Here is a 25,567-nt window from a genome sequence, read left to right as displayed (position 1 = left end):
GCTAGGGTGAAGGAGCCGCTCGCGGGACTGTGATGCGACTTCCGAAACGAGCCTCTGGAGCTTGACTAGCTGGTCGTGTCCGCCTTCCCCGAGCGGCTCCTTCTTTCCTCCAGGCGGAGGTGGACGTGTGATGGACGCGGCGTTGGCGCGCGCCGAGCAGGTCGCTCGCGAGGATCTGGTGATGTTCGTGAACGCGTGCTTCTCCTGCACGGGGCAGCGCGAGTTCTACAACGACGCACGCGGGCAGGCCGTCTCCATCGAGTTCCTGCACGCGTACATCCTGGGCAACTACCGCCGCCTCTACGCGCGGACGCTGGCCGCGGGCATCAACCACTTCAACCAGGCGCAGATCATCCTCAACCTGCTGGCCACCGGGAAGGAGACGCGGGCCGAGGACAAGCAGGAGGAGGGAGCCCTCATCGCGGCGGCGCTCCGGGCATTGCCTCCGCAGCGGGCCTTCCGGATGCTGGAGGTGCTGCGCGAGCGCCGCATCAACAACCGCCGGGCCCGCGCCATCATCCAGGAGTACCTGGAGGGACGGCCGGATCCGAGCTTCGACGCCATCAAGTACCGCTCCAAGCTGCGGGCCGCGGTGTCGCACGGGCACCTGAAGCTCGGGGGCGAGCTGAACTCCTTCCTGTTCCACGGCTGGCGCAAGCGCTCATTCAAGACGCCGCTGTTGGAGAAGTTCCGCCAGGCCCACTACGACCAGTCGGCGATCTTCGAACTGCCCTTCACCGTCGCCGAGGGGCTGGCCGTCAAGCACAGCATTCCCCGCGATGTGTTCCTGAAGCGCATCGAGCCGCGCCTCACCGCCGCCGAGCGGCTGCGTCTCCAGGGCGCGGCGGCCCGCGAGGACGGCGTGACGCTCACGATGGACCTGGGACGCGCGCCGCTCACGAAGCTGGCGCTCTATGTGCTGTCCCTGAAGCCCGAGGTGCGGCGGGAGCGCCGATCCGAGCTGCATGCCGCGATGGAGCAGGCCGCCGCCCGCACACTGCGCCGGGCCTCGGTGCCCCTGGGCCGGGTGGCCGCCGTGCTGGACAACAGCTACTCCGCCTCGGGCTCCACCGAGAAGCGCCGCCGTCCGCTCGCCGTGGCGCTCGCCGCGCACTACCTGCTGTCCGCCTCGGCCCGCGAGTACCGCGCCTTCTGGACGAACCCCGTCGAGGAGCCGCTCTTCATGGGCGCACGGGGACAGACCGACCTGGCCACCCCGCTGCTCGATGCCCTGGACTGGATGCCGCACCTGGTCGTCGTGGTGTCCGACGGCTACGACAATGATCCGCCCAACGCCGTGGCCGAGGTGACCCGCGTCTTCCGCACGAAGCTGGACCCGGCGCGCCGCACGTCCATCGTCCACACGAACCCCGTGTTCGCCTCGGAGCTGTACGCGCCCCGGAGCATCGGCTTCCACGTGCCCACGGTGGGCGTGCGGGACGCGGAGGATCTGCCCACGGTGCTCGGCTTCGCGCGCTTCGCCGAGGGCGCGGCCCCGCTGTCGGAGCTCGAGGACTACCTCGCGGCACGCGTGCGGATGCTGCTGGAGCGCGGGCAACGGAGCCAGGGGACGGCGAAGCCCCTGGATACCACCGGAGAAGTCACGATGGCCGGGGAGGAGGAGTGATGGCCCACACGGAGACGAAGCGCATCCTGCCCAACGGCCTGCGGCTGGCGCCCTCGCAGGTGTGGGGGAGCATCCGTCTGGTCCCGGTGCTGCGGGACGAGGTGCGGGGAGACCTGCGCTTCGCCCGGCGGACGTACAACGACGATCTCACCATCGTCTCGCTCAAGGGCGGGCTGATGGAGCCCGGGCTCAAGTACGTCTCCTACGTGCCGCACGGGCTGGTCATGGGGTGGGACGACAAGAGCCGGAGCGCGGGCGCGGTCTTCGGGACACAGCTCCACCAGCCGGAGGGCAAGGCGCTGAAGGCGGGCCCCTTCACCGTCCGCGTGCTGCACCGTATGGCGCACCGCGAGGACAAGAACCGGCTGCGGCTGTTGCCCCTGCACCTGGCGATGGAGGGATTCCTCGCCCTGCACTTCGGTGGGCCGGAGGTGGCTTGGACCGAGTACTCGCAGGAAGCCCTGTCCCGGGGGTTGAATCCCCGGAGCGAGTGGTCCGTGCCGGGCTGGTCGAGCACGGCCTTCGACGAGGCCCTGCGCATCTTCGAGATCCACGAGCAGCAGGTGGGCGTGCTCATCTTCCACGCGGACCTGCTGCTGTCCGCCTTCATCGTCTCGCACCCCGAGGACTACCGGGCGCTGCACCGGGCGCTGCTGGAGGACTTCTACGGAGACCTGCTGCTCCAGTACGGATTCCTCGGGGACGTGCCGCCCCTGTCGCTGTCCATCGATGACCGGCGTGTCTCCTCGCTCGGGGACCTGCGGGCCGCCGTCGCGCGGATGCGCGAGGACTGGGGCGTGTTCCAGGGCTTCATGGCCGGAGGCGTGTTCGGCGTGGAGGTCTCGGCGAGTACCGTCTACGAGGCGGGGCCCTTCCACCTCCAACGCTTCGTCACGAGCCTGTCGCCCTCGGAGGAGAACCACGTCGGCGAGGTCATCGTGCGCGGGGATGGGACGCTGGAGTACCTCAAGACGTACCGCCTGTCGGCGGCGCAGACACGGCGGGCCTACCTGCTCAAGCAGCTCTCGCAGGCGGACTGGAACCTGGAGCGCGCGGCAGTGAACCTGAAGACCACCCGGGACGATCTGATGCTGCGGCTGAGCAACGCGGGCTTCGGATACCTGCTCAAGGAGTCCGTGCTCCAGGCGGCCCTGCGGCAACATCAGGGCCGGCGATAGCGCCCAGGGGCATCCAAAGAGAACGCCCGGAAGCCGATGGGGCTCCCGGGCGTCTTCACTTCAGCGGATGCTCCGGCGGGGTACCACTACGCCTTCGGAGCCTCCTGCTGGGACTGCTGCTCCGGCTTCTTGGGGGAGACCAGCGAGTCGATCTTCCGCGTCAGCCGATCCAGCTCGCGGTTGATGGCCTCCACCTGCGACTGGCTCGCCACGCCGCCCACCACCTTCACCATGCGGTCCTGCAGCCCGTTGAGGCGCTGGCGCACCTCGCCACCCACCCACGTCGCCTTCTTCTCCAGCTCCTTCACCGCCGGCTTCTCGCGCAGCTCGTTCACGTGCAGCCGCTGCAGCACCTCGCGGCTGGACTCGCGGCCGCGCGACACCAGCGTCTGCAGCGCCTTCTGCGCCTCCGTCTCGAGCTGGCCGAACTGCTTCTGCGCCTGCTCCAGCCGGCCCTTCACGAAGGACGTCACCTGGCCCGCGGCCTCGGTCACCACCGTCTCCACCTTCGCCGCCTCGGCCTTCACCGCCTCGGCCACCTTCTCCACCACCGGCGTCTCGGCCTTCACCGCCTCGGCCTTCACTGCCTCGGCCACGACCGTCTCCGCATTCACCGTCTCGGTCTGCTGCTGGGCCACCGGCGCGGCCTCCTGGGCCACCGTCTCGGTCTGCTGCTGGGCCACCGGCGCGGCCTCCTGGGCCACTCCCTCGGTGTTCACCTGCTCCGTCGTCTGGGCCACGGACTCCTTGGCGGCCCCCTCGGTCTTCGCCGTCTTGTTCTTCGCCATGTGTGCTCGTCTCCTGGACTCGGACTGACGGGCCTACAGGTAACGCATTGCGTCAACGGCGTCAACCCTTTTTGACGCAATGCGACAAATGCCTCGTACCCCAGGGAGGGACGGGCAGGCGGGCATACAGTGTACGCCTCATGTTCAACGCCTTTCGATCCACCCTGACGTGCGGCCTGCTTGGACTGTCCACTCTCGTACAAGCCCAGCCTTCCCAGGCCTCCCGGCGCGACGTCGCCGGCATCTACGCCTCGCTCTGCGCCAACTGCCATGGCGCCAAGATGGAGGGCGCGCTGGGGCCGAGCCTGATCGACGACATCTGGAAGTCCGGCGCCGACGACGAGGGCATCGCGCGGTCCATCCGCGAGGGACAACCCGCCTCGGGCATGCCGGCGTTCTCGAGCGCTCTGTCGTCCCAGGACATCCGCGCGCTCGTCATCTACATCCGCGAGGAGGGCGCGCAGCGGCGGAACGCGGCCGCATCGATCGCGAAGCCGGTGGCCGACAAGGCCGTGCGCAGCGAGCTGCATGCCTTCAAGCTCGAGACGGTCACCGAGGGGCTCGACACGCCATGGTCCGTGGCCTTCCTGCCAGACGGGCGCATGCTCGTGACGGAGAAGGCGGGACGGCTGCGCGTGGTGGAGAAGGGCCGCCTCCTGCCCGAGCCCATCGCCGGCACGCCGGGCGTCTGGTCCAGGGGCCAGGGGGGGCTGCTCGATGTCGCCGTGCATCCCGACTACGCGAAGAACGGGTGGATCTACCTCTCCTACAGCGACCCGGGCCCGAATGGCTCCGCCATGACGGCGATCGTCCGGGGCAAGCTGCGCGAGGGCCGGTTCGTGGAGCAGCAGACGCTCTTCCGCGCGCCGCCCGAGCAGTACCGCACCGGGAACGTGCACTTCGGCTCGCGGTTCGTCTTCGACGGCAAGGGGCACCTGTTCTTCTCCATCGGCGAGCGGGGCCGGAAGGAGGACGCGCAGGATCTGTCACGGCCCAACGGCAAGGTGCACCGCATCCACGATGATGGACGGATTCCCCAGGACAACCCGTTCGCGGGCCGAGAGGGAGCCATCGCGAGCATCTGGAGCTACGGCAACCGCAACCCGCAGGGGCTCGCGCGGCACCCGGTGACGGGAGAGCTCTGGGAGACGGAGCACGGCCCCCGGGGCGGCGACGAGCTGAACCGCATCGAGCCGGGCCGCAACTACGGCTGGCCGGTCATCACCTACGGCATGAACTACGACGGCACGCCGATGACGGATCGCACCGCGCAGGAGGGCATGCAGCAGCCGGTGCTGCACTGGACGCCGTCCATCGCCGTGTGCTCGGCGGACTTCTACACGGGCAGCCGCTTCCCCCAGTGGAAGAACGATCTGTTCGTGGGTGCGCTCGCGCAGCAGGAGGTGCGGCGCCTGAGGCTCGAGGGCGGCAAGGTGGTGCACCAGGAAGTGCTGTTCAAGGACGTGGGCCGCGTGCGCGACGTGGTGAGCGGCCCGGATGGCTACCTCTATGTGGCCTTCAACGGGCCCGATCGTATCGCGCGGCTCGTCCCAGCGCCCGTGGTGGAGCCCGCCTCCGGCAAGGCCCCGGGCGCGAAGCCGTGAGCGAAGGACGCGCTCCGCGGCCAGCACCCGGGAGCCCTCACGGGCTCACGACATGACGAGACCGCCCGTGGCGCCAATGGACTGACCCGTCACCCATTGGCTGCTCTCCGAGGCGAGGAGGGCAACGATGTCCGAGATGTCCTCGGGCTTCGCCACGCGCCGCAGGGGGGTGGCCTGGATCATCGCCTGGATCCTCGCCTGGGACGATTCTCCCGAGGTGTGCCCCGCCGTCATGTCCGTCTCCACCATGCCGGCGAAGATGACATTGGCGGTGATGCCCCTCGGTCCGAGCTCGACCGCGAGGGTGCGCGTGAAGGCCTCCACGGCGGCCTTGCTCGCCGCATAGATGCCGAGCGCAGTGAAGGGCGTACGGGAGGAAGCCGAGGAGATGTTGATGATCCGGCCGCCCTGGCCCAGACGCCGCGCGGCCTGCTGACTGGCGCACACGACGCCCCACAGGTTGGTATCCATCACTCGCTGGAAGTGCGTCCGATCAATGACGTCGAGGGGACGGAACTCGAGGATGCCCGCGTTGTTGACCAGGATGTCCAGGCGCCCGAAGCGCGCGTCCGTCCGCTCGAAGAGCTGTTTCACCTGGGCCTCATCGGCCACGTCCGCGCGCTCGACGAGCACCTCGCCTCCAGCACGCTGGATGTCGGCGGCCACCTGGTGGGCGGCATCCTCGTTGCGCGTGTAGTTGATGACGACCTTCGCGCCCTGCGACGCCAGCTTCCGCGCGATGCTCGCTCCAATACCGCGCGAGGCTCCCGTGACGACGGCGACCTTTCCTTCGAGTCCGTGCATGTGTGCTCCTTGGGAAGAAGCCACATCATGCCCCAACACTACAGGGAACCGTCTCGACCCACCGGAAGAGTCACGTTGCCGGGAGTTTCTCCTCCCCGGTGTCTCCGATGGGCCTCGAGCCCCGCTGGGACGCGAGCCGGGCTTGACCCGTGGGGCACAGGTCGAGCACCGGGCACCGCTGACACGCGGGCTCCCGATAGAAGCAGCACCGCTGTCCATGCAGCATCAGCGCCTCGTGGTTGTCATAGACGCGCTGCGCATCCCAGTCCGGCGGGAGCTGAGCCTCCAGCAACCGGTGCGCCGGCCCCACCGCCGTCGTCTCGGGGATGAGCCCCAGCCGTACCGCGACCCGGTGGTGGTGGCTGTCCACCGGTAGCGCGGGCTTCCTCAGCCGGCTGAACAGCAGCGTCGCGGCGCTCGACTTGGGCCCCACCCCGGGCAGGTGCTCGAGCCAGTCCCGCGCCTCGCGCACCGGCAGCTCCGCCAGGAAGTCCAGTGACAGCTCCCCTCCCCTCCGGTCGGTGATGCACCGCAGCACCTGCTGGACGCGGGGCGCCTTCTGCTCCGGCCAGGTCACCGCGGAGATCGCCTCCTGCACCTCCACGCAGGGTGCATCACGCACTTCCTCCCAGGTGGGAAGGCGCGCGCGCAGCTGGCGGAAGGCCGCGCCGCTGGAGGCATTGCGCGTGCGGTGGCTCAGCAGCGCGGAGACGAGCTCACTGAGCGGATCCTGCGAGCGGAACCAGGGGATGGGACAGCCGTACTCGGCGCACAGGCGCTCGTGCACCCGCAGTGCCTTCGCGCTCAGGCCGGCCGGGGCCTCGGGAAACAACGGGAGAGATGGCATGGCAGCACCCCACTTCTGAAGTCACCCCTCCAACCTTCTCATCCCCTTCCCTCCTGACGACCCCACACGTCCCCTCCGAGCGGCGGCCGGGCCAGCGAGCGTCCGGGAGTCCGCGCGATGGCCAGCCCCCCCCCCGCACGTATAATGGACAGGCCCCTCGGGCCCCCATGCTGCGCCGGCTCCTCCCTACCCTCATCGCGCTCGGATGCGGACTCCTCGCCCTCACCTGGGGGCTGGTGAGCCTCCAGCGCATCTTCGCCCAGGAGCGCGAGGACGCTCGCGCCCAGCTCGCCTCCCGCCGCCACGCCATCGAGGAGTTCGCCACCCTGGCCCTGCGCCAGACGCTCGGCCAGCAACTCAAGGGCAACCTCCCCGCCCTCCACGCGGCCATGGGAGATCCGCTCGCCCCGGGCGAGGGCTTCCTCCTCAATTTCCGCGGCCACCAGTTCCTGCCCCGCCTCACCCGCTCCGCTCGCGGCTCGCGCGCCACCGCGGCACGTCACTACCGCGAGCTCGTCAAGGCCTTCTCCGAGGGCTCCACGGCCGAGCCCTGGGGCGAGCGGCTCGGCCGCCTTCGCGCGGTGGAGGCGGCGCTCGACCAGGGCCGTGCCTCCCGCGCCCATGCGCTCGCCGAGGAGCTGCTGCGCTACCACGCGGAGCACCCCCTCCCGCCCGTCCAGGAGCTCCCCTTCGTCCTCCTCATGCTGGAGCGGCTCCAGCGCGGCGAGGTCACTCCACCGCTCGTCCGCGCGCTGCTGCGCGAGGGGCTCCCCGAGGACTTCGGCGGCATCGAGCGCTCCGCCGGCCTGCAGCGCGATCTCCTGCGCGAGCGCTGGCGCTTCACCCAGCCCGACTTCGAGTTCCTGCTCGCCCATGTGGTCCAGGTCAGCACGGCGCTCGGCGAGCCCTCCGACGACTTCCAGGCCCGTGCCCGCGAGGCCGGCGCCGGCATGCTCGTCATCCCCGAGAACCTCCCCGGGCCCACCCTCATCGGCCAGCGCTGGTACGTGGAGCAGCAGGAGGAGGTGGTGCGCGGCATCGCCGTGGACCTCGACGCGCTCCTGCGCGACCTGGCCCAGGAGCTGCGCCGGCGCAACCACTTCGGCGCGGACGGTCTGGTGCGGCTGCGGGACTCCGAGGCCATGCAGCCCCTGGAGTCCCTGTGGCTGGAGGTGTCCGTCCCCGCGTGGACCGCCGCGGAGAACGCCATCGAGCAGCGCTACGGGCTGAAGACGCTGCTGGTGGCCACCTGTGGGGCGCTCGCGGTGGCCATCGTGGTGATGGCGGTGGTGGCCCAGCACGGCCGCTACCGCTACGTGGAGCTCAAGAGCGACTTCGTGGCCACCGTCTCCCACGAGCTGCGCACCCCCCTGGCCTCCATCCGCCTGCTGGCCGAGACGATGGAGCGCAAGCTCTCCAAGGTCCCCGAGATGCGCGACTACCCCGAGCGCATCATCCAGGCCGCCGACGGGCTGCACTTCCTCGTCGAGAACATCCTGTCCTTCAACCGCATCGACAAGGGCCGCTGGCAGCTCAAGCCCGCCCGCGTGAAGCTGGACGAGCTGGTGGGCATGTTGCGCTCGGACCTGGTGGGCAACACCTCCGTCCCCGTCCAGCTCACCGCCGACGTGGGCGACGTGGAGCTCGAGGTGGACCCGTCCCTGCTGCGCCTGCTGCTCATCAACCTCGCGCGCAACGCGTGCGCCTACAACCGCCGCAATCCCGTGGAGCTCTCCATCCGCGCCTACCCCCACGAGGGCCATGGCTGCGTGGTGCTCTTCTGCGACAACGGCATCGGCATCCCCGAGTCCGAGTGGGAGAACGTCTTCCGCGACTTCTACCGGCTGGGCTCGCAGGGCCCCGAGGTCCACGGCAGTGGCCTGGGGCTCGCGCTGTGCCGGAAGATCATGGCCCTGCACGGGGGCCGCATCTCCATCGACAACTCCGGCCCCCAGGGCACCACCTTCTCCCTGCTCTTCCCCGAACCCCGCCATGAACGCCCCGAGCAGCCCTCCTAACCCCCGCCCCTCCATCCTCGTCGTCGAGGACGACGCGAACCTGCGGATCGGCCTGCGCGACAACCTCCAGGACGAGGGGTACGACGTGACCGTGGCCTCCCACACCCAGGAGGCCGAGCCGCTGCTGCGCGCGCGGACGTATGATCTGCTCATCCTCGACGTGATGCTCCCGGGCGAGGACGGCTATTCGTTCTGCCGGCGGCTGCGCGCCAGTGGCGTCCAGTCCATGGTGCTGATGCTCACCGCGCGCTCGCTCGAGGACGACATCGTCCGCGGCTTCGACGCCGGAGCGCAGGACTACCTCACCAAGCCCTACCGGCTGCGTGAGCTGCTCGCCCGGGTGGGAGCCCTGGTGCGCCGGGCCGGTGGCGCGCCGCCCACCGTCATGTCCTTCGCGGGCTTCTCCCTGGACCTGGGCAAGCGCATCCTCGCGCGCGCCGATGGGAGCGTCATCGACCTCACCCGCACCGAGTTCGATCTGCTCGTCTACCTCCTCAAGCACCGCGACCGCGCCCTGCCCCGGGGGGAGATCCTCGACGCGGTGTGGGGCCGGGACGTCATCGTGGACCCGCGCACCGTGGACAACTTCGTCTCCAACCTGAAGAAGAAGCTCGGCTGGACGAGCGCATCCTCCTTCTCCATCCACACCATCCGCGGGGTGGGATACCGCATGGAGCTCGGGGGGCCGTGACGCGGCATGCCGTCACCTCCCCAGGCAATCGCCCGGACGGGAGGCCGTAGTATCGGTGAATCGTCACCCGGCCCCCTGGCGCCGGGGTCCATGACGAAACCATGACGAAGAGATGGCCAACCCAAGGCCACCCGCCCTCCTGGGATCCGTAGCTTTACGGATGTCAGCCAGGAGGGATTTCACATGTTCCAGTCGGTCATCAATCAGCCGGGATTGAGCGCGGGTCGGTTCGGGACGGGGATGTGGGTGTCGTTGATGTTGCACGCGGGTGTGTTCGCCGGCCTGATCGGCGTGTCCGGCCAGGCGGCGAAAACCATCAAGGACGATCCCGTGCTCACCTTCAACGTCCCCCAGCCGCCCAAGGGCAACCCGAATCCGCCCAAGGCGGCGGTGACACCCACCGCGCCCAAGCCGAAGCCCAAGCCGAAGACCGAGCTGGTCCAGCCCAAGAAGATCCCTCCCCCGCCTCCGGAAGAGACGAAGACCGTCGAGGCGGCTCCTCCCCCGGAGGACACCGAGCCCGAGAACAATGACCTGCCCTACATCCCCGGCAGCTCTCCCGATGGTGTCGAGACGGGCGGCATCCCCGGTGCGCAGGCCATCGCCGCGAGCGCGCTGACCAACATCGGCCAGTCCACGGGTGAAGAGGTGCTCCCCTTCGGCGCTGGCATGACGCCGCCGCAGCTCATCACCACCGGCGTGCCCCTGCAGTACACCTACGATGCGCTCCGCGCCCGCGTCAGTGGCGTCATCATCGCCAAGTGCACCATCACCCGCGAAGGCGATGTCGAGAAGTGCCGCATCATCAAGGGCCTGCCCTTCATGGATGAGGCCGTGCTCCAGTCCGTGTCGAGCCGCCAGTACCGCCCGGTCACCTTCCAGGGCAGGCCGGTCAACGTGAGCTACACCTTCACCGTGACCCTCAAGATGCCGCTGTAGCGGGAAACGCCCGGTCGGGGGGCCGGGCCTGAAGGGAAATACCCGCTGTGCTCGCACAGGCACCGGCTCGTCGGATATGCCTGCCTCCTGGACGGCTCCCCTGGCTCCCGCTGGTGCGGAAGGCTCGGGGCCCGTCCCCGGGAGGGTAGATGAGCGCCGTGCGTCGTTTCGTGTTGCTGGGGGCCCTCGCCCTGGCCGTGCTTCCCACGCCGGCCGAGGCTGGACGGCGGCCCTTCATCTGGGTGTGGGACACGGAGATCGTCCCCAAGGGGGATGTGGAGCTCGAGCAGTGGTTGTGGGCGAAGTCCCGGGCGCCCGGTGTGCCGGAACGGACCTCCAACTACTGGGTCTGGTGGGGCCCCGTCTTCGGCCTCACCCAGCGGCTGGAGCTGGCCGTCCCCTTCCAGGTGCTGGCCACCCGCGACCGTACACAGCTCGAATCCTTCGACGCGGACCTGCGCCTGCGCTTCAACCCCCGGGGGGATGACTCGCCCTGGCAGGGTCTGCTGCGCGTGGCCTACCACCACACCATCCACACGACGCAGCCCTCCCGCCTGGACGCCAACCTGGTGCAGTCCTTCGAGACGGAGGGTGGCCTGCGCCTGGTGCTCGATCTGGGCGCGCAGGTGGGCCTGCCGGCGCTGCGAGGGCAGGAGGGTCCGGTACGGCTGCTCGGGACCTATGCGGCGGGCGTGTCCTATCCCATCGTCGAGGACGAGTGGCGCGCCTCGCTCGAGGCCTTCGGGGAGATTCCGCTCCAGGGCATTCCGGGCGGGCAGCACCACTTCGTGGGCGCTGACGTGGCCTGGACGTTCGGCCGGACGTGGGTCACGCTCGGAGTCCTGGTGGGTCTCACTCCCCTCTTCCCGGAGACACCCCAGTTCATGCCGAGGCTGATATGGGCCGTGGTGCTCTGATCCTCCTGCTGTCCCTCGCCGCTCCACTCGCCGCCGCGCAGCAGGGCACCGTCCGCGGCGAGGTCCGCATCACCGTCCAGGGCCCGGATGGGCGCCCCGTTCCCAAGGCGGATCGCTCCGGCGTGGTGGTCTACCTCACCGGCTACACCGAGCCCCCTCCCGCGGGCGAGGTGAACATGGCCCAGCGAAACAAGGCCTTCCAGCCCTCGGTGGTGGGCGTGGTGGCCGGGCAGAAGGTGCGCTTCTCCAACAACGACGTGGTGGTGCACAACGTCTTCTCCCGCTCGCGCGCCGCGAAGTTCGACGCCGGCAAGAACCGCCCGGGCGAGGACTACACGGAGACCTTCAAGAAGACGGGCATCATCGACGTCTACTGCGACATCCACGAGCAGATGGTGGCCACGCTGGTGGTGGTGCCCAACCGGGCCTTCGCCGTCACCGGGCCGGATGGGCGCTTCGTGCTCAAGGGGGTGCCTCCTGGTACGCATCCCATCTTCGCCGTGCACCGGCGGGATGAGCGCAGCGACGTGTCCCGCGCCGAGGTCACCGTGAAGCCCGGCGAGGAGGCGGTGGTGACGCTGGAGATGACCGAGACGCGCGCCGACGACAAGCACCTGGACAAGCATGGCCGCCAGTACACCCCCCGCTCCGATGCCTACTGAGCCCCCGGCGTCGCGGGAAGCTGGTACCCGTGCCGGAGGACTGGGGTTGAATTCGCTCTCCGCGCGGCTCGTGGCGGCCTTCATGCTGCTGTCGGTGCTGGCGCTCGCCGTGGCGCTGGTGGTCACCTGGCGAGCAGTGAAGACCGCCGCCGAGGGCAGGATCCGCGAAGACCTGAGCCGTACGCTGGAAGCCTTCCAGCGGCTCTCCCTGGCCACCCAGGACCGCACCCGCGCTGTCGCCGACGCACATGCGCGCGACCGCACGTTCAAGGAGGCTGCCCTCACCGTCAATTCCGACGACAGCATCGCCGGACTCGACGACGGAGATGCCGAACTCGAAGGCATCCAGAGTGCGCGTGACATCATCATCTCCGCGGATACCGAGGTCTTCGGATGGATCGAAAAGAAAGCGAGCATCTGGGCCCTCTTCAACGTGCGCAAGCGGCTGGTCTTCACCCACGGCGATGATGAACAGGTGGGGAACACCGGGAACGGCGTGCCCCTACTGGACCGGGCGCTGCACCAGGACTCCGCCTCTGAAGGTGGGGGGTTTGTCTCCGAGCTCTGGTCTCCCGCCTACCTGCGCAGCCTGCCCTTCACCTTCGTGTCCGGGGAATGCACCGATGGGAGCAAGGACGAGACGCCGTGCATGCGCGAAGACGATCTGTTGCTCGTACACGCGCACCTGGTCACCACATCCGGTGGAGAGAACTCGCTGGAACAGCCGGTTCGCCGGCCTATTGGCGTGGTGCTGACGGGCCGTTGGGTGAAGAAACTGCTGTGGGAGAACGCCCAGGAGCAGGCGTCCTCTGGAGCCACCCGCCAGGGAGACAGGGCACGCTTCGCCCTGCTCGCCAAGGACGGCACGCTGGCCACCTTCAGCGATGTACCCGAACAGGTACGCAAGAGGCTCGTCGAGTCCGGCTCCACCGCCATCACCTCCCGCGAAGCACCCATTGACGATGGCGCTCACAGGCCCCGCGAGGATGACTCCCAGGACGAGCACGAAAAGAACACCGGCCGGGCCTTCGAAGTACTCACTGACGATGGCCTCTATCTCGTCCGCGAGGCCGTCTTCGAGGACGTGCAGGGGACGGAAATCGGCCGGGTGTTCGTCATGAGGAACCTCGACGCGGAGATCGAACCCATCCTCACGGAAGTCCGCGAATGGATGCTGCCCACCGCGGTGGGCGTGGTGCTGCTGGCCTTCGTCCTCGCCGTGTTGCTGGCGCGCCGTCTCTCCGCGCCCCTGGTGCAATTGGAGGCCGCCGCCCGGCAGGTGCGCCTGGGCTCGTTGGACGTCGAGGTCCCCGTCCGGGGCTCGGATGAGGTGGGCCGGCTCACCGGTGCCTTCAACGAGATGGTCGCCGGCCTCCGCCAGCGAGACCAGATCCATGGCCTCTTCAAGCGCTACCTGGCGCCCCAGGTCGTGGACGAGCTCATCCGCCACCCCGAGAAGGCCGCCCCCGGCGGCGAGCGCCGCGAGCTCACCGTGCTCTTCAGCGATCTCGTGGGCTTCACCTCGATGAGCGAGGAGATGAGCCCCGAGGCGCTCGTCGACGTGCTCAACGGCTACTTCGAGCGCGCCACCGCGGTGCTCGGCGAGCACGGCGCCACGCTCGACAAGTTCATCGGCGACGCCATCATGTGCTTCTGGAACGCCCCACTGCCCCAGGAGGACCATGCGGCTCGCGCATGCCTCACCGCGCTGCGGCTCGTGGCCGTGGTGGACAAGCTGGCTCCCGAGCTGGAGGCCCGAGGCGTGTCCCGGTTGGACTGCCGCATCGGCCTCAACACCGGCCCCGGCGTGGTGGGCAACATCGGTTCGCGCGCGGCTCAGGACTACACCGTCATCGGCGACACGGTGAACCTCGCCTCCCGCCTGGAGGGCGCCGCCAAGGTGTATGGCACCCGCATCCTCGTCTCCGAGGAGACCGTGCTGGCCTCTCGCGGCACCGTGCTCGCCCGGGAGCTGGATCTGCTGCGCGTGAAGGGGCGGCAACTCCCCGTGCGCGTCTACGAACTGGTGGACGTGGCCGGAGCCCCTCCCCCCGCGCACCTCGCCCGGTTCGCCGAGGGACTCGCGCTCTACCGCTCCCGCCGCTTCAGCGAGGCCCGCGAGCGCTTCCTCTCCTCGCCCGAGGATCCGCCCTCGCGCGTCTTCGCCGCCCGCTGCGAGGCCTTGAGCCTCCAACCTCCCACCGAGGACTGGGACGGCGTGTTCTCGCTCGACACCAAATAGTCTGCCTGAAGTGCCCGCATGACGCGGCCATGACGCAGAAATGGCATGGCCAAGGCCACCGGCCTCCTCCGACTCCGTACGTTGAGCGGTGTCAGCCAGGAGGGTGTCCGGATGTTCCAATCGATCATCAATCAGCCAGCCGTGGGCGCGGGCCGTTTCGGAGCGGGCATGTGGGTGTCCTTGATGGTGCACGCGGGCGTGTTCGCCAGTGTGCTCGGCTTGTCAGGCGGGGCCACCCAGGAGCCCCCATTCGAGGGGTGCGAGATCAGCCCCATTCGCCGCGTCGTGCAGCCCGCTCCCAGGGAGTCGAATCCCCAGCCCACCCCGGCGCCCACACAGTCACCACGTTCCCGGGCTGAGAGGAAACCCCGCCGGGAGCTGGTCCAGCTCGTGAAGAGTCCTCTGCCCGCTCCCCTGGACGAGGCGCCGGGAAACGAGGCGTCCCCCTCGGAGGAGCCGCCAGCCGATTGCGTTGACTGCGCCCCCAACACCATCGGGTCCCTCGCACTCGGGCCGAACGAAGCACTCTCCGGCCACCTCGACCCCGAGGCGTGGAGGGAGAACAGCGGAGCCCGCGAGGAGGTGCTCCCGTTCGGCGCCGGCATGGCCCCACCGCAACTGCTCGCCGGAGCGCAGCTCCAATACACGCGGGAAGCCCTGGAGGCGCGTGTCAGCGGCACCGTCATCGCCCGGTGCACCATCACCCGCGAAGGAGAGGTCGAGAACTGCCGCGTCATCCGCGGCCTGCCCCATATGGACGCGGCGGTGCTCGACGCGCTGACGAGCCGCCACTATCGCCCCGTGTCCTTCCAGGGCCAGCCCGTAAGTGTTTCCTACACCTTCCACGTCAGGCTCGAGCTGCCCTGACGCATGTCCGCCACGGCGTCTCCACACGCTCCGTGTCTTCAAGAGCGCACCGGGAAAGGGATATCAGACGGCCCCTTTCACGCGTGACCGATGAGCGTGTCATCGAGTCTTCATGCGGCAATGCGTCGTTCCGAGAATCTCTTCGAAAACCAGAACGCTCCCACTTCGTCCTCGCCTCCTCAGCCGTACGAGGTCCAGATTCCACCGCATGTCCGCGCCGTGCTGGAGAATGCGCCTCGCCGCAGCCGTGCGGCCCTCGAGCGCAAGCTCCAGGAGGCCGCACGGCTCGCCGCGATGCGGCAATGGGTCCACGAGTCCGAGGAGCAACACCCCATCCGCCTCCAACTCGCCGGGTACGAGGGCAGCTATTCGATCGATCCCCGTACCCGCCAACTGACGCTCTGGGATCTCACCCGTCGCTGAGTCCTCCCCTCACGGAGACAGGGCAATCCAGTCGGACAGCGGGGCCACCTCCTGGGAGGCCTCGCCCGGCCGTACGATGAAGCCACCCCGGATTCCCACCCGTCCCTGGGAGCCGTAGGTGATGGGCCACGTGACGCCCGTGTCCACGTCCTGGAAGGACTCCAGCGCCGACACGAGCCCGGCCCGGCTGACATCCGCCCCACTCCTCCTCAACGCCTCCACCAGCAGCCTCGCCGAGGCGTAGGCATTCAACTGCCAGGCGAGGTTCCTCGGGGCCAGTCCATGCCGCTTCAGGAAGGACTCGAACTCCTGCCGTCCGGGCGCGTGGCCCTCCGAAGGTGACGCGGGATGGATGAATCGTACCCGCGACCCGGCGGCCGTGGGCACGGGCCCCGTCAGTCCCGGCAACATGCCCGATGCGTAGAGGGGAATGTTCCCGCTCGCGGCCCCCGGCCGCGCCAGGAGCGCGGACAGCTCGGCACCTGTACCGGAGAACAATACCGCTCCGGCGCGCAGGCCTTCCCACCACCGGATGGCCTCCTCCGCGTCGAGCTGGCCCGGTGCGTAGGAGAAGACCCGGGGCCGAGGCCAGTCCCGCCGCTCGGCCTCGGTGCGCACGCCCCGGGCCCAGGCCTCTCCCGAGCCGTTGCGTGCGTGCACCACCGCGAGCACGGGCTCGGGCTTCCTGCGCTCCCACGTGGAGTGAAGGTGCTGCACGGCCACCCGCGCCTGCAACTCCGGGCCCGGGTACACGTAGAAGATCATCCGGCCGCCGTTCTCGGCATGCACGTCCGACAGCCCCACCGGCGCGACGAGAGGAACCTCCTCCGCCTCCAGCCGGGCATCCGACTCGCGCGGCCCCGTGCGGACACTGCCCACCAGCGCGAACACCTCCGTGTTCAGCAGCCGGCCGGTCCCGTCCATGCCCGCCACCGCCAGCGCATCGTCCTCCACGCGCAGTTCCAGTTGGCGGCCAAACACCCCGCCCCGCTGGTTCACCTCCGCGAAGACAGCGTTCAGCACCGCGCGCACGTCCGCCCCCACCTGGGCCAGCTTCCCGGTGAGCGGCAGCGCCGCCCCGAGCACCAGCCGCGCGTCGGACACACCCGGATCCCGGTCGTCCCCGAGCCGGTGCAGGTAGGCGAGGAGGTCCGCGAGCTCCCGCTCCGGCAGCTCGAAGCGGGGCATCACCGGTCCCAGCACGCGCCCGCTGGACGACACACCCCGGCGGAGCGCCCCGGTGAGCGATGCGCCGTCATACGCGGGGCGCTCCCACTGGCCCGAACCCGCGGCCGCCGTGGACACCGGGGCGAACAACCGGGAGGCCTGGATGTTCGGAGCCACCACCCCTCCCTCTCCGGTGCCCCTTCCCCTCGGACCATGGCAGCGGGCGCAGGCCGCCACCGAGCCCGTCAGCTCCACACCCTCGGGGCCCAGCCGCCCCACCACGGGCTCGCCCGAGGACATCACTCCGCGCAGGAACAAGGCCTTGCCGCGCAGCTCGGACGCGGAGAGGGCCGAGCTCCGCTCCTCGGCCGGAACCGGCTTCGACGCGAACAGCATCCACGCCGCCCAGGCACCGAGCACCAGGATGGGGACGGCGAAGAGCCACCCCCTCGGGCGCACGGAAGGCGGGACCGGGGAGACCCGGCGATTGCGGCGTCTAGTGATTCTCATCGTTGAGGTGCTCCACCGCGTAGGCGAGGTTCTCGGGCGGGGCCATGGCCAGGGCCCTCAGCCAGGTGCCCGTGACGGAGTCGCCGATGATCACCGACGTCAGGTGTTTCTCCGGATCCTCCGTGTAGCCACCGACCTTCTCGAGCACGGCCTTCACGTTGGCGCGGGAGCCCGAGAGGAAGTACCAGCCGGGGCTCGCCTGGAAGCGCTGGGAGAACGCCTTGAGCTTCGCGGGCGTGTCGTTCACGGGGTCCACGGTGATGGTGATCATGTGGATGTCCTTGCCCAGCCGGGGCCCCAGCAGCCGCTGCACGCGCGCGAGGTTCGCGGTGATGGGCGAGCACGCCGTCTTGCACGAGGCGAACGCGAAGTTGATCAACACCGTCTTCCCCCGGATGAGGTCCGAGTAGAAGCGGCGCGGCTTGCCGTCCTGGTCCACGAGCTCGGTGTCGGTGAAGTACCGGGCCGCCGCGGCATCCGCCTCGGGCCCGCCGGTGATGGGCAGGCGCTCGGTGCGCGCGGGAGCCTTGGGCTCGGGGTCCTCGAGGAGGGCTTCGAGTTGCCCGGCGAGCTGCTTGGGGGCGGAGAGGCCGTAGGCGCGCGTCCACTCTCCGGTGGCCTCGTTGCCCAGCAGCACCACGGGGGTGTGGGACTCCTTCGTGGCCACCGAGCCGCCCAGCGCCGTGAGCGCGCGCTTGACCCGATCCGCCGGGCCGGTGACGAACGTCCAGCCCTCGCGGCGGTCGAACTTCCCGGCGTAACGCGCGAGGCGCTCGGGGGTGTCCGCCGCCGGATCCAACGAAATGGAGATGAGGTACACGTCCCTGCCCAGCCGCTCGCCCAGCTCCTTCTGCAGCCGGCTGAAGACGGCCGTCATGGGCGAGCAGATGGTGCTGCACGTGGTGAAGACGAAGTTCACCGCTACCACCCGCCCCTTCATCAGATCCGAGTACAGGCGCACCGGCCTGCCGTCCTGATCCACGAGCTGCTCATCGGGAATCTCCAACTTGCGAGCTGGCTCGCTCCTGGCCGGAGCCACAGCCGGCTCCTGCTCCCCGGCCATCGCCACCGAGCCGGCCAGCAGCAGCGCCAGCACCACACCATTCAAACGCGTCTTCATGGATTCACTCCTCCCGCGAGGCGCGGGGCAGCCTTGGCGTCCAACCCCTCCACCACGCCCAGGGTGACGGGCCAGAACGAGCCGAGCGGCGCGCCTCGGGACTCCACTCCGGCCAGGAACTTGAACTGACCCGGACCTGGCGGGCGGAAGGTGACCTCGAACTCGCCATCTCCCACCGCTCGCGGGCTGCCGCGCCACTGCCACGCACCAGGCGAGCGGAAGAGCAGCACGGTGACCTCCCCGGCACTCACCGGCTCGCCAGAACCGGAGTCCGTGAGCCGGAAGCGCAGCGCGTGCTCCTCGCCGGCCTTCCAGCGCATGGAGGCATCGAACCGCGGCTCCAGTTGCACCCGGTGCGCCTGCCGCGCCGTCACCTCCGGTGAGGCACCCACCCGCTGCTCCAGACAGGCCACGACGCGCGGGCTGTCCAGGAGGAACGCCACGTCATGGGTGCCGGGATCCTTCACTCGCACCTGCGTGCTGTACACGCCGGGCCGTACCTCCCGGAGCGAACGATCCAGGACGAGCACGGCCTTGGGCTCGCGGCCATAGTTCAGCAGCGTGCCCATCGGGGCCATCATGCCCTCGCGGTAGAAGTAGAGCGCCTTGTCCGCCGGGCTGGACACGATGACGCCATCGCCCTCGGGCACGGGCGCGAACGGACCGGCGAGCCCGAGCCCCCGCGCCTCCTCGGGAGCCTTCTGGCCGACCTGCACGTCCACCACGCCCGGGGCCTCCGGCTGGTCCAGCGAGGCCAGCTTCACCAGCGAAATGCGCGCGTCCCCGGTGTTGCGCACGTAGGCATAGCCGTCCGTGAAGGACACCGCGTCGGGCGCGTCGAAGCCGGCGAGCACGTGCCGGACCTGGCCCGACGAGGCATCCAGCACCGGCACCTCGTTGCGCGCACCATTCACCACGAAGGCCCAGCGGCCCGAGGGATCGAACCGCACCGACTTCAAGCCGGGCGAGAGCGCCACGCGGCCCGTCACCGAGAGCGTCCGGCCATGGACCACCACCACCTCGCCCGTCCGGCCGTTGGCCACGTACACCGCGCGGGCCGTGTCGCTCGCGGCGATGGCCACCGCTCCACGCCCCACCTTCACCCGCTCCAGGAGTTCGAAGGTGACCGTGTCGATCACCGCCACCTCGTCCGAGGCCTCGCTCGTCACCCAGGCCGTGCGCCCGTCGTCCGCGAAGGCGAACTCATGGTGCCCCTCCCCCACCTCCACCGTCGCGAGCGCCTTCTGCGTGCGGTGGTCGATGACGGTGACGGTGCCGTCCCCATCATTGCCCACCCAGAGCGTCCGCCCGTCCGGAGAGAGCGCCAGGCGCGTCGGCGCGCGGCCCACCTCCACGTGGGCACTGGCCAGGAAGGTGCGCGTGTCCACCCGCGACACGCGGTGGGCCGTGGGCAGGCTCACGTACAGCGCGCTCCGATCCGGGTGAAGCGCCCAGTCCTCCGCTGGCGCGGAGAGCGTGACGAGGCTGCGCAGCTTCGTGCGGTTGAAGGCCAGCTGCGGATTGATGACGGAGATGGAGTTGTCGTGGTTCAGCGCGAGCACGAAGTACGAGTTCAGGTCCGCGTCCGCCTGGACCGACAACAGTCCACCCAGGTACGTCTTCACCTTCGCGGCGCACTGCGCATCCGTGAGGGCCTCGGTGCCCTCGCGCAGGGACATCCAACCGAGCGGGCGGGCTCCCCGCACCGGCTGGCCGGAGCGAGCATCGGTGAGGGTGAAGGTGGCGATGGCCTCGGACTGCGCCTCCACCGGACCGGCGCCCACGGCCGGCCGCAGGTCGAACTGGATGGAGAGACCATCACGCTCGAGGCGCGGGCCTTCCGGAACCACCGGGCCAGGAGCGGTGGGCGTCCGCGCGGGAGCCTCCACCGCGGACGTGGGTGCGGCCACGGCGGGCCGCTCGCCGAGCAACGCCTGGACATACACATAGACGGACAACGGCCCCAGCGTGCACAGGGCGATGAGTTTCTTCATGGGGGTCATATCGAGGGAGGAAGAGGGAGAGGAGGAGGCTCCCAGGCGGCACGGAGAGCCGCGCCACCCGGGAGCCGATGGGGCTCTCGCGGCCTACGGCTGCACGCGGACGATGCCCCACAGGCCATCGGCGAGCATGGAGGCGGGCTGATCCCGGTACATGTAGTCACCGGGGATGGCGTTCGCGCCGCCCGCGCCATACAGCGGCGTGAAGTTCCAGGCCTTCATCACCGACATGCCGTCCTGCGTGGTCATCGCGCAGGACTTCGTGTTGGTGCCCAGGAAGTCGGAACCGGAGCCATCCGCCCAGGCGTCGTGGATCCACTCGGCGCCGTGCAGGGTGAAGGCGTGCTGGCGCGCGTGCCCCGAGGGCTGCACCACTCGGAAGCGGACCGCCGCGCCGGCCTTCGCGGTGAACACCGGCGTCTCCGGATCCCCATGCACCCGCGAGCTGAAGACATCGCCGAGCTGCTGGTCGTTCACCGTGCCCTCGCTGGCGTGAGGCGGCAGGCCGAGCCGGGCCCAGAGGGGCTCGGTGCGGTAGTTGAAGCCCTTGTGCCCCACGTCCTCGGCGTCGTCCGCGCCGCTCATGTTGCGCAGTGCGGTGCCTCCGTTGAGGTCCGGATCGTTCGACTGGAACTCCGGCCGATCGCTGTGGAGCGCGAGCTCGTCCTGGTAGACGAGCACGAACTCGCGGAAGGACGTGGTGGTGCCGCTCCGGGTCTTGTACGTCACCGTGGCCTGGGCCTCGGTGCCCGGGTCCGTGCTCCAGGTGGCGCCCTGCGGCTCGACGATGAGCGTGCCCACCGCGCCGTGCATGCCGTGGGTCACCACGTCCGCCATGTCACGCAGGTTGACGGCGCCCAGTTCCACCGGCTTGCCCTCGAACAGGAGCGTGTTGCCGCCCTGGTCCGTGAGATTGAAGTCCGCGGACGCGAGCAGCGCCTGGATGGTCCAGTCGAGCAGGTTGATGCCCGAGGAGAGCTTCGTCACCTCGTAGCGCCCGGCGTACCACTGGTAGGTGCGCGACTGGCCGGGGGCCACCGTCTGCACGCTGTTGTAGCCCACGTTGGCACCGTCCCCACGGTTCACGTCGTACTGGAGCAGCTGCGGGTGCAGCGACACCTGGCTGGACATGGGCACCTGGTTGACGTTGAAGCCATCGGTGATGGGCGTGAGGTAGTTCCAGTGCGGAGACCGGGAGAACTGCGTGGGCAACTCGTTGACGAGCTTCACCTCGATGCAATCGCCCGCGGAGGCCCGGAGGATGAGGGGCTCGGGACGGCGCGCACCCGAGCGCACGGCGGCCAGGTGCTCGGCCTTCACGAAGAGGATGGCGTCCGGGTCATACAGCCCGTGCTTCTGGCTGTAGACGAGCCTGCCCCCCGGCACGTTGCCCCGGGCGGTGATGGCATGGACGGTGTACTGCCGCTTCGGCGCCGTGGCGGGGCACGCGGGCACCACCTTGGTCAGATCGATGCGTGCGGTGTTGTTGGGCAGCGGCTTGAGATCCGGGCGCGCCTGGCCATACGAGCGGAGGATGCCCCACATCCCGTTCCACAGGTCGTCCGTGGAGGCGCCCTGGTACAGGTAGTCCGCCGCGCCGAGCAGGTTCTTGTTGCCTGGAATCTCCAGCATGAACTCCATGTGCTCGGAGATGCCGATGGCCTGGCCGTTGACGAAGCCGCTGTCCTTGCGATCCGGCTCGTGCAACCACCTCAGTCCGTTGAGGGTGAAGACGTGCTGGTCCTCCTGGGCGCCTTGAATCATGCGGATCTGCACCCGGTCTCCCTCGTACACCGGCAGCAGCGGCGTGTGCGGGTCGCCGTGCAGGTCCGAGCGGAACACATTGGCCATGTCGCCCAGCGCTCCGGGCCGGGGTGACCACTGGCCGTCCGGTCCGCGCGAGGCGATGCGCAGCGGAATGGGCTCGTGGCGGTAGTTGACGAGCATGGAGCCCGGATCCGCGGTGGAGAGGACCTCGGGGGCCACGACGCCCGCCGGGTGCTCCACGGCCCTGGGCAGCGCCACCTCGTGAATGGTGGGCGGATTCACCGGCTTGCCGCTGGCGTCGTAGACGATGGCGTAGTCGGCGAAGGCCAGGTTGAACTCGCGGAAGCTCTCCTTGGGGTCCGCGGTGAGGATGTCCGCCTTGAAGCTGGTGGGGCCGCCATCGTCACGCGTGCCGAAGACGGTGCCCGTCACCGGATCCCTCCAGGTGCTGCCGGCCGGCTCCACCACCAGCGCGCCGTAGAAGCCGTGGTGCTGGGCGGACGAGGGCGTGAAGTGGTCATGCGTGAAGACGGTGCGCATGGTGCGGTCCTTCCCGCCGCTGTTGACGAGCGGATCCGCCCACCAGCGCTGGCGGGTGCTCTGCGCGCCCAGCGGCGCCCCGGGAATGCGCGGGTGCGAGGTGGCCGAGAGGAACACGCGCGAGCCCGTCGCCGTCAGCGCGCCGTCCGCCGCGAAGGCGCCCCCGGCCGCGTTGGCCGCGTTGATGCGGTGGCGCACGTCGTCCGCCGAGAAGGTGCCATCCTCGTAGTTCCAGCCGTTGCCAGCGCCGTCCGAGGCCGTCACGTCGAACTTCACCAGGTGGATGTGCTGGCCGATGGTGTCCGTGGGCGTGAAGATCTGGAAGTCATCCGCCTGCAGCGCGTCCGGGATGAGGTTGGTGGCGGTGAAGTTGATGCAGTCGCCGGAGTTGGCCCGGAAGAAGAAGGGCTCGGGCGAGCGCGTCTTGTCCAGCGTGGCCTGCACGTCACGCTCGAGCACCATGATGCGGCCCTGCGGGTCATGCCAGCCCGCCTTGTTCACCGTCAGGTCCGTCTGCACGTAGGCCGCGCGGTAGTTGCGCTCGGGAGCGCCCGGCTTGCAGGGCTCGGCGAACGGAGCGCCCGGCTTGGGCGGCTGGCCGTTGACGAGGAACCAGCCCTGCTGGCCCTCGGGCGTGTAGGCCGGGTAGCCCGCCGCGGGCCAGCCGTAACGCGTGTTGATGCGGGCCGCGCCCGGGAGTTGTCCCGCGTGGTACTGCATCGCCACCTGCTCGCCCGGCGTGCCGTCCTCGGGCAGCAGCTTGATGTGGGCCTCGTGCACCTCCACGTCGAACTCGCCGCGCCGGCCGTACTCCACCGCGTGCGGCGTGGCGGGCACCCCCGTCATGATGTGCCGCGGCAGGCCGCCGTTGTGCTCGAGGTCGAGCGGCGGCTGCGGGGGCCGGTGGCCCGGCACTCCCGCGACGAAGAAGGGGTAACCGGGCACGGCCGGGCGCTGCGAGGTGCCACCGCTGGCCAGCGCCACCTGCGTGGGCGCATAGGTGGGCATGGGCGGCATGGCGCGGCCGGGCACGGGCACCACCGCCGGGTTGGGCGTGCCCCCGCCGATCTCCCCGTCCGGAAGCCGGCGATCCGCCGTCCCCGCCTCGAAGACGTCATGCGCCCGCCACAGCGACCACATGCCCTGCGCGAAGTGCGGGTAGAGGTGGCAGTGCATGATGGCATCGCCCACCGTGAGGTTGCGGTTGCCCGCGCCGCCGTAGGTGATGTCGTACGTGAAGGCACCGCCCGGGCCGATCGTCTGCGAGTCCAGGTAGGTGGAGTTGTCGTCCGCCCATGCGTGCAGCCACTGGTGGCCGTGCAGGTGGAAGACGTGCGTCTCCTTGGGCCCCGCGTGGATGTTGCGGATGCGCACCGGATCTCCCAGATAGCTGTGGTGCACGTTGGACGGGTCATCCGGGTAGAGCGCCGCCACCGCCCTGCCCTCCGCGTCCCGCTCCACGTTCAGCGCTGGATCTCCGTTCGCCCAGGACTCGAGGAAGAACTCCTCGAACTTGCACTCGGCGCAATCCTTCGTGGGGCCAATCTTCTTGCGGTTGGCCAACAGCTCCGAGCCCAGGCCCGAGGCGCCATAGTTGATGCCGAAGCCGTCCCGCACGCCGTGCAGCATCGGGCGCGCCTCCAGCTCCTGGAACGCCTGCACCGCCTTCATCTCGTCATGGAAGAGCACGGTGAATTCGCGGAACCGGCCCTCGTTCAGCGACACGCTGCTGTTCATCGCCGAGCCGGAGTAGCCGCTGATGATGGCGTTGAGATCGCCATGGACGATCTCCCCGCCCGCCGTGGTCATCCGCAGGAGGGGGATGCCCGCCGCGTCCACCGCGTTGTAGTCGAGGAGCGGCGTGCCATCCGGGTTGCGCAGCGGCTGCCCCGTGGCGGGGTCCTTCCGCGTCGCCGCCGCCAGCTGCTCCGCCGTCACCTGCGAGCGGTACCAGATGGAACCCGCCGGCTCCACGTTCACCGCGCCGAACAGGCCGTGCGTCGTCGAGCCTCCCATGCCCTCGCCGCCCACCGGCGCACCCAGGCTCTCGACGAAGAAGGCCCCCTCCCGGTCCGCGTGCCAGTTGTAGACGCGCGTCTCGCCCGGCCTCGCCAGCGAGCTCCAGTTGAAGCCCACGTTCGAGCCGTCCGACATGATGTCCAGCGGCTGCAAGCCGTTGACGTGGAACGAGGCGAGCCGCGTCGCCGGTGAGTCACTCCGCATGTCCCCGTTGTCCGGCTCCTCCCCCGGCTCCGGTGGCTCGGGCGTCCGGTCGTACGCCCAGTCCGGCACCCCGTGCAGCGGAATCTGCTCCCGCGTGGGCGCCAGCCAGTTGGTGAAACGCACCTGCAGGCAGTCCCCCACGTTCGCCCGCAGCGTGAGGGGACGCGGGCGCTTGCCGTCCTTCAGGCGCACGTTGCCCGGGCCCGGCGGGAACGAGGGATCCACCGCCACCACGTCCCGCTTCAGGGCGTAGATCATCCCCACCGGGTTGAACGACCCGAAGCGGTTGTAGGTGATGACCTGGTCGAGCGCGACCACGTCCGCCGTCAGTGTCCGCGAACAGGACGCCAGCCCCGCGCGGTGCTCGTCCATTGGCACGGCGGATGGGCTCGGTTCGTCCGCGGAGGAGGGTGGCCGTGGATCACAGCCCGCGGACAGCACGCTGGTCCATAGCAGCACGGCTCGGAGGGTGTTGCGACGTCGTGATGGGATGACGGGAGTTCTCATGACTGGATGGGCATTGCTGGCTTGGGTGTCACGGCGATGGGTCAGGGGCCTGGGGAGAGGGCCCCTGAGCCAGTGATGCGCTCCGTGCTCACGGGGGTGGAGCACGGAGACGGATACCCTCACCCC

At 69.7% G+C, this 25,567-nt stretch carries 18 protein-coding genes; 11 read left to right on the top strand and 7 right to left on the bottom strand.

The window, feature by feature from the left end:
- The first annotated feature begins 130 nt into the window (after positions 1–130).
- Positions 131–1,627 (top strand): hypothetical protein, encoded by a 1,497-nt coding sequence (locus BO221_RS00460; RefSeq protein WP_073558366.1) that lies wholly within the window; start codon positions 131–133, stop codon positions 1,625–1,627.
- Complete coding sequence (locus BO221_RS00455) at positions 1,627–2,805, top strand: hypothetical protein (RefSeq protein ID WP_073558365.1); 1,179 nt, start codon at positions 1,627–1,629, stop codon at positions 2,803–2,805. The genes BO221_RS00460 and BO221_RS00455 overlap by 1 nt, the downstream gene beginning before the upstream one ends.
- 86 nt (positions 2,806–2,891) lie before the next feature.
- Here the strand turns inward: BO221_RS00455 and BO221_RS55775 are convergent, their stop codons facing one another.
- A complete protein-coding gene (locus BO221_RS55775; protein WP_233165558.1) occupies positions 2,892–3,593 on the bottom strand; it encodes a hypothetical protein in 702 nt (233 codons plus the stop codon).
- Between the two features lie 140 nt (positions 3,594–3,733).
- Here BO221_RS55775 and BO221_RS00445 point away from each other — a divergent pair, with 140 nt between their 5' ends.
- Positions 3,734–5,197, top strand: a complete 1,464-nt coding sequence (locus tag BO221_RS00445; protein ID WP_073558364.1) for a PQQ-dependent sugar dehydrogenase — start codon at positions 3,734–3,736, stop codon at positions 5,195–5,197.
- Between the two features lie 45 nt (positions 5,198–5,242).
- On the opposite strand, the gene BO221_RS00440 is transcribed toward BO221_RS00445, so the two are convergent.
- Entirely contained in the window at positions 5,243–6,001 is a 759-nt protein-coding gene (locus tag BO221_RS00440; RefSeq protein ID WP_073558363.1) for an SDR family NAD(P)-dependent oxidoreductase, read from the bottom strand.
- A 70-nt stretch (positions 6,002–6,071) separates the two neighbouring features.
- A complete protein-coding gene (nth, locus tag BO221_RS00435) occupies positions 6,072–6,848 on the bottom strand; it encodes an endonuclease III (RefSeq protein ID WP_073558362.1) in 777 nt (258 codons plus the stop codon).
- A gap of 167 nt (positions 6,849–7,015) precedes the next feature.
- Here nth and BO221_RS00430 point away from each other — a divergent pair, with 167 nt between their 5' ends.
- The 8 genes from BO221_RS00430 to BO221_RS00395 all read left to right on the top strand — a co-directional run bounded on the left by BO221_RS00430 (position 7,016) and on the right by BO221_RS00395 (position 15,607).
- Positions 7,016–8,866 (top strand): HAMP domain-containing sensor histidine kinase, encoded by a 1,851-nt coding sequence (locus tag BO221_RS00430; protein WP_073558361.1) that lies wholly within the window; start codon positions 7,016–7,018, stop codon positions 8,864–8,866.
- Entirely contained in the window at positions 8,841–9,557 is a 717-nt protein-coding gene (locus tag BO221_RS00425; protein ID WP_073558360.1) for a response regulator transcription factor, read from the top strand. The genes BO221_RS00430 and BO221_RS00425 overlap by 26 nt, the downstream gene beginning before the upstream one ends.
- Positions 9,558–9,740: 183 nt before the next feature.
- Positions 9,741–10,496, top strand: coding sequence for an energy transducer TonB (locus BO221_RS00420; RefSeq protein ID WP_073558359.1), 756 nt, complete (start codon positions 9,741–9,743; stop codon positions 10,494–10,496).
- Positions 10,497–10,645: 149 nt separating this feature from the next.
- Positions 10,646–11,413, top strand: a complete 768-nt coding sequence (locus BO221_RS00415) for a hypothetical protein (RefSeq protein WP_073558358.1) — start codon at positions 10,646–10,648, stop codon at positions 11,411–11,413.
- Positions 11,395–12,075 (top strand): plastocyanin/azurin family copper-binding protein, encoded by a 681-nt coding sequence (locus BO221_RS00410; RefSeq protein ID WP_073558357.1) that lies wholly within the window; start codon positions 11,395–11,397, stop codon positions 12,073–12,075. Before BO221_RS00415 ends, BO221_RS00410 begins: the two co-directional genes overlap by 19 nt.
- 46 nt (positions 12,076–12,121) lie before the next feature.
- The gene (locus tag BO221_RS00405) at positions 12,122–14,317 is read left to right on the top strand and encodes an adenylate/guanylate cyclase domain-containing protein (RefSeq protein ID WP_233165557.1); all 2,196 of its coding nucleotides are present in this window, start codon (positions 12,122–12,124) and stop codon (positions 14,315–14,317) included.
- A gap of 111 nt (positions 14,318–14,428) precedes the next feature.
- Entirely contained in the window at positions 14,429–15,184 is a 756-nt protein-coding gene (locus tag BO221_RS00400) for an energy transducer TonB (protein ID WP_073558356.1), read from the top strand.
- A 120-nt stretch (positions 15,185–15,304) separates the two neighbouring features.
- The gene (locus BO221_RS00395) at positions 15,305–15,607 is read left to right on the top strand and encodes a hypothetical protein (protein WP_073558355.1); all 303 of its coding nucleotides are present in this window, start codon (positions 15,305–15,307) and stop codon (positions 15,605–15,607) included.
- A gap of 9 nt (positions 15,608–15,616) precedes the next feature.
- Here BO221_RS00395 and BO221_RS00390 read toward each other — a convergent pair whose 3' ends face one another.
- The 4 genes from BO221_RS00390 to BO221_RS00375 all read right to left on the bottom strand — a co-directional run bounded on the left by BO221_RS00390 (position 15,617) and on the right by BO221_RS00375 (position 25,306).
- Positions 15,617–17,284 carry an ABC transporter substrate-binding protein gene (locus BO221_RS00390; RefSeq protein WP_083680597.1) on the bottom strand — a complete coding sequence of 556 codons (1,668 nt, stop codon included), beginning with the start codon at positions 17,282–17,284 and terminating at the stop codon, positions 15,617–15,619.
- Positions 17,271–18,404 carry an SCO family protein gene (locus BO221_RS00385; RefSeq protein WP_073558354.1) on the bottom strand — a complete coding sequence of 378 codons (1,134 nt, stop codon included), beginning with the start codon at positions 18,402–18,404 and terminating at the stop codon, positions 17,271–17,273. The genes BO221_RS00390 and BO221_RS00385 overlap by 14 nt, the downstream gene beginning before the upstream one ends.
- On the bottom strand, positions 18,401–20,398 hold the full coding sequence (locus tag BO221_RS00380; protein WP_073559367.1) for a YncE family protein: 1,998 nt from the start codon (positions 20,396–20,398) through the stop codon (positions 18,401–18,403). Before BO221_RS00380 ends, BO221_RS00385 begins: the two co-directional genes overlap by 4 nt.
- A gap of 93 nt (positions 20,399–20,491) precedes the next feature.
- The gene (locus BO221_RS00375) at positions 20,492–25,306 is read right to left on the bottom strand and encodes a copper oxidase (protein WP_073558353.1); all 4,815 of its coding nucleotides are present in this window, start codon (positions 25,304–25,306) and stop codon (positions 20,492–20,494) included.
- Positions 25,307–25,567 lie beyond the last annotated feature (261 nt).

This window comes from Archangium sp. Cb G35 (genome assembly GCF_001896145.1).
Classification (GTDB): Bacteria; Myxococcota; Myxococcia; order Myxococcales; family Myxococcaceae; genus Archangium; species Archangium violaceum.
Note: the sequence above shows the minus strand (reverse complement) of the source record. Positions and strands in the feature narration are given on the sequence as shown.

Bases quoted from the DNA above. Each gene is read 5' to 3' on its own strand.
- BO221_RS55775 (WP_233165558.1), bottom strand. From the start codon at position 3,593: ATGGCGAAGAACAAGACGGCGAAGACCGAGGGGGCCGCCAAGGAGTCC.
- BO221_RS00425 (WP_073558360.1), top strand. From the start codon at position 8,841: ATGAACGCCCCGAGCAGCCCTCCTAACCCCCGCCCCTCCATCCTCGTC.
- BO221_RS00390 (WP_083680597.1), bottom strand. From the start codon at position 17,284: ATGAGAATCACTAGACGCCGCAATCGCCGGGTCTCCCCGGTCCCGCCT.
- BO221_RS00415 (WP_073558358.1), top strand. From the start codon at position 10,646: ATGAGCGCCGTGCGTCGTTTCGTGTTGCTGGGGGCCCTCGCCCTGGCC.
- BO221_RS00440 (WP_073558363.1), bottom strand. From the start codon at position 6,001: ATGCACGGACTCGAAGGAAAGGTCGCCGTCGTCACGGGAGCCTCGCGC.
- BO221_RS00410 (WP_073558357.1), top strand. From the start codon at position 11,395: ATGGGCCGTGGTGCTCTGATCCTCCTGCTGTCCCTCGCCGCTCCACTC.
- BO221_RS00420 (WP_073558359.1), top strand. From the start codon at position 9,741: ATGTTCCAGTCGGTCATCAATCAGCCGGGATTGAGCGCGGGTCGGTTC.
- BO221_RS00430 (WP_073558361.1), top strand. From the start codon at position 7,016: ATGCTGCGCCGGCTCCTCCCTACCCTCATCGCGCTCGGATGCGGACTC.
- BO221_RS00445 (WP_073558364.1), top strand. From the start codon at position 3,734: ATGTTCAACGCCTTTCGATCCACCCTGACGTGCGGCCTGCTTGGACTG.
- BO221_RS00380 (WP_073559367.1), bottom strand. From the start codon at position 20,398: ATGAAGAAACTCATCGCCCTGTGCACGCTGGGGCCGTTGTCCGTCTAT.
- BO221_RS00455 (WP_073558365.1), top strand. From the start codon at position 1,627: ATGGCCCACACGGAGACGAAGCGCATCCTGCCCAACGGCCTGCGGCTG.
- nth (WP_073558362.1), bottom strand. From the start codon at position 6,848: ATGCCATCTCTCCCGTTGTTTCCCGAGGCCCCGGCCGGCCTGAGCGCG.
- BO221_RS00460 (WP_073558366.1), top strand. From the start codon at position 131: ATGGACGCGGCGTTGGCGCGCGCCGAGCAGGTCGCTCGCGAGGATCTG.
- BO221_RS00385 (WP_073558354.1), bottom strand. From the start codon at position 18,404: ATGAAGACGCGTTTGAATGGTGTGGTGCTGGCGCTGCTGCTGGCCGGC.
- BO221_RS00375 (WP_073558353.1), bottom strand. From the start codon at position 25,306: ATGGACGAGCACCGCGCGGGGCTGGCGTCCTGTTCGCGGACACTGACG.
- BO221_RS00395 (WP_073558355.1), top strand. From the start codon at position 15,305: ATGCGTCGTTCCGAGAATCTCTTCGAAAACCAGAACGCTCCCACTTCG.
- BO221_RS00400 (WP_073558356.1), top strand. From the start codon at position 14,429: ATGTTCCAATCGATCATCAATCAGCCAGCCGTGGGCGCGGGCCGTTTC.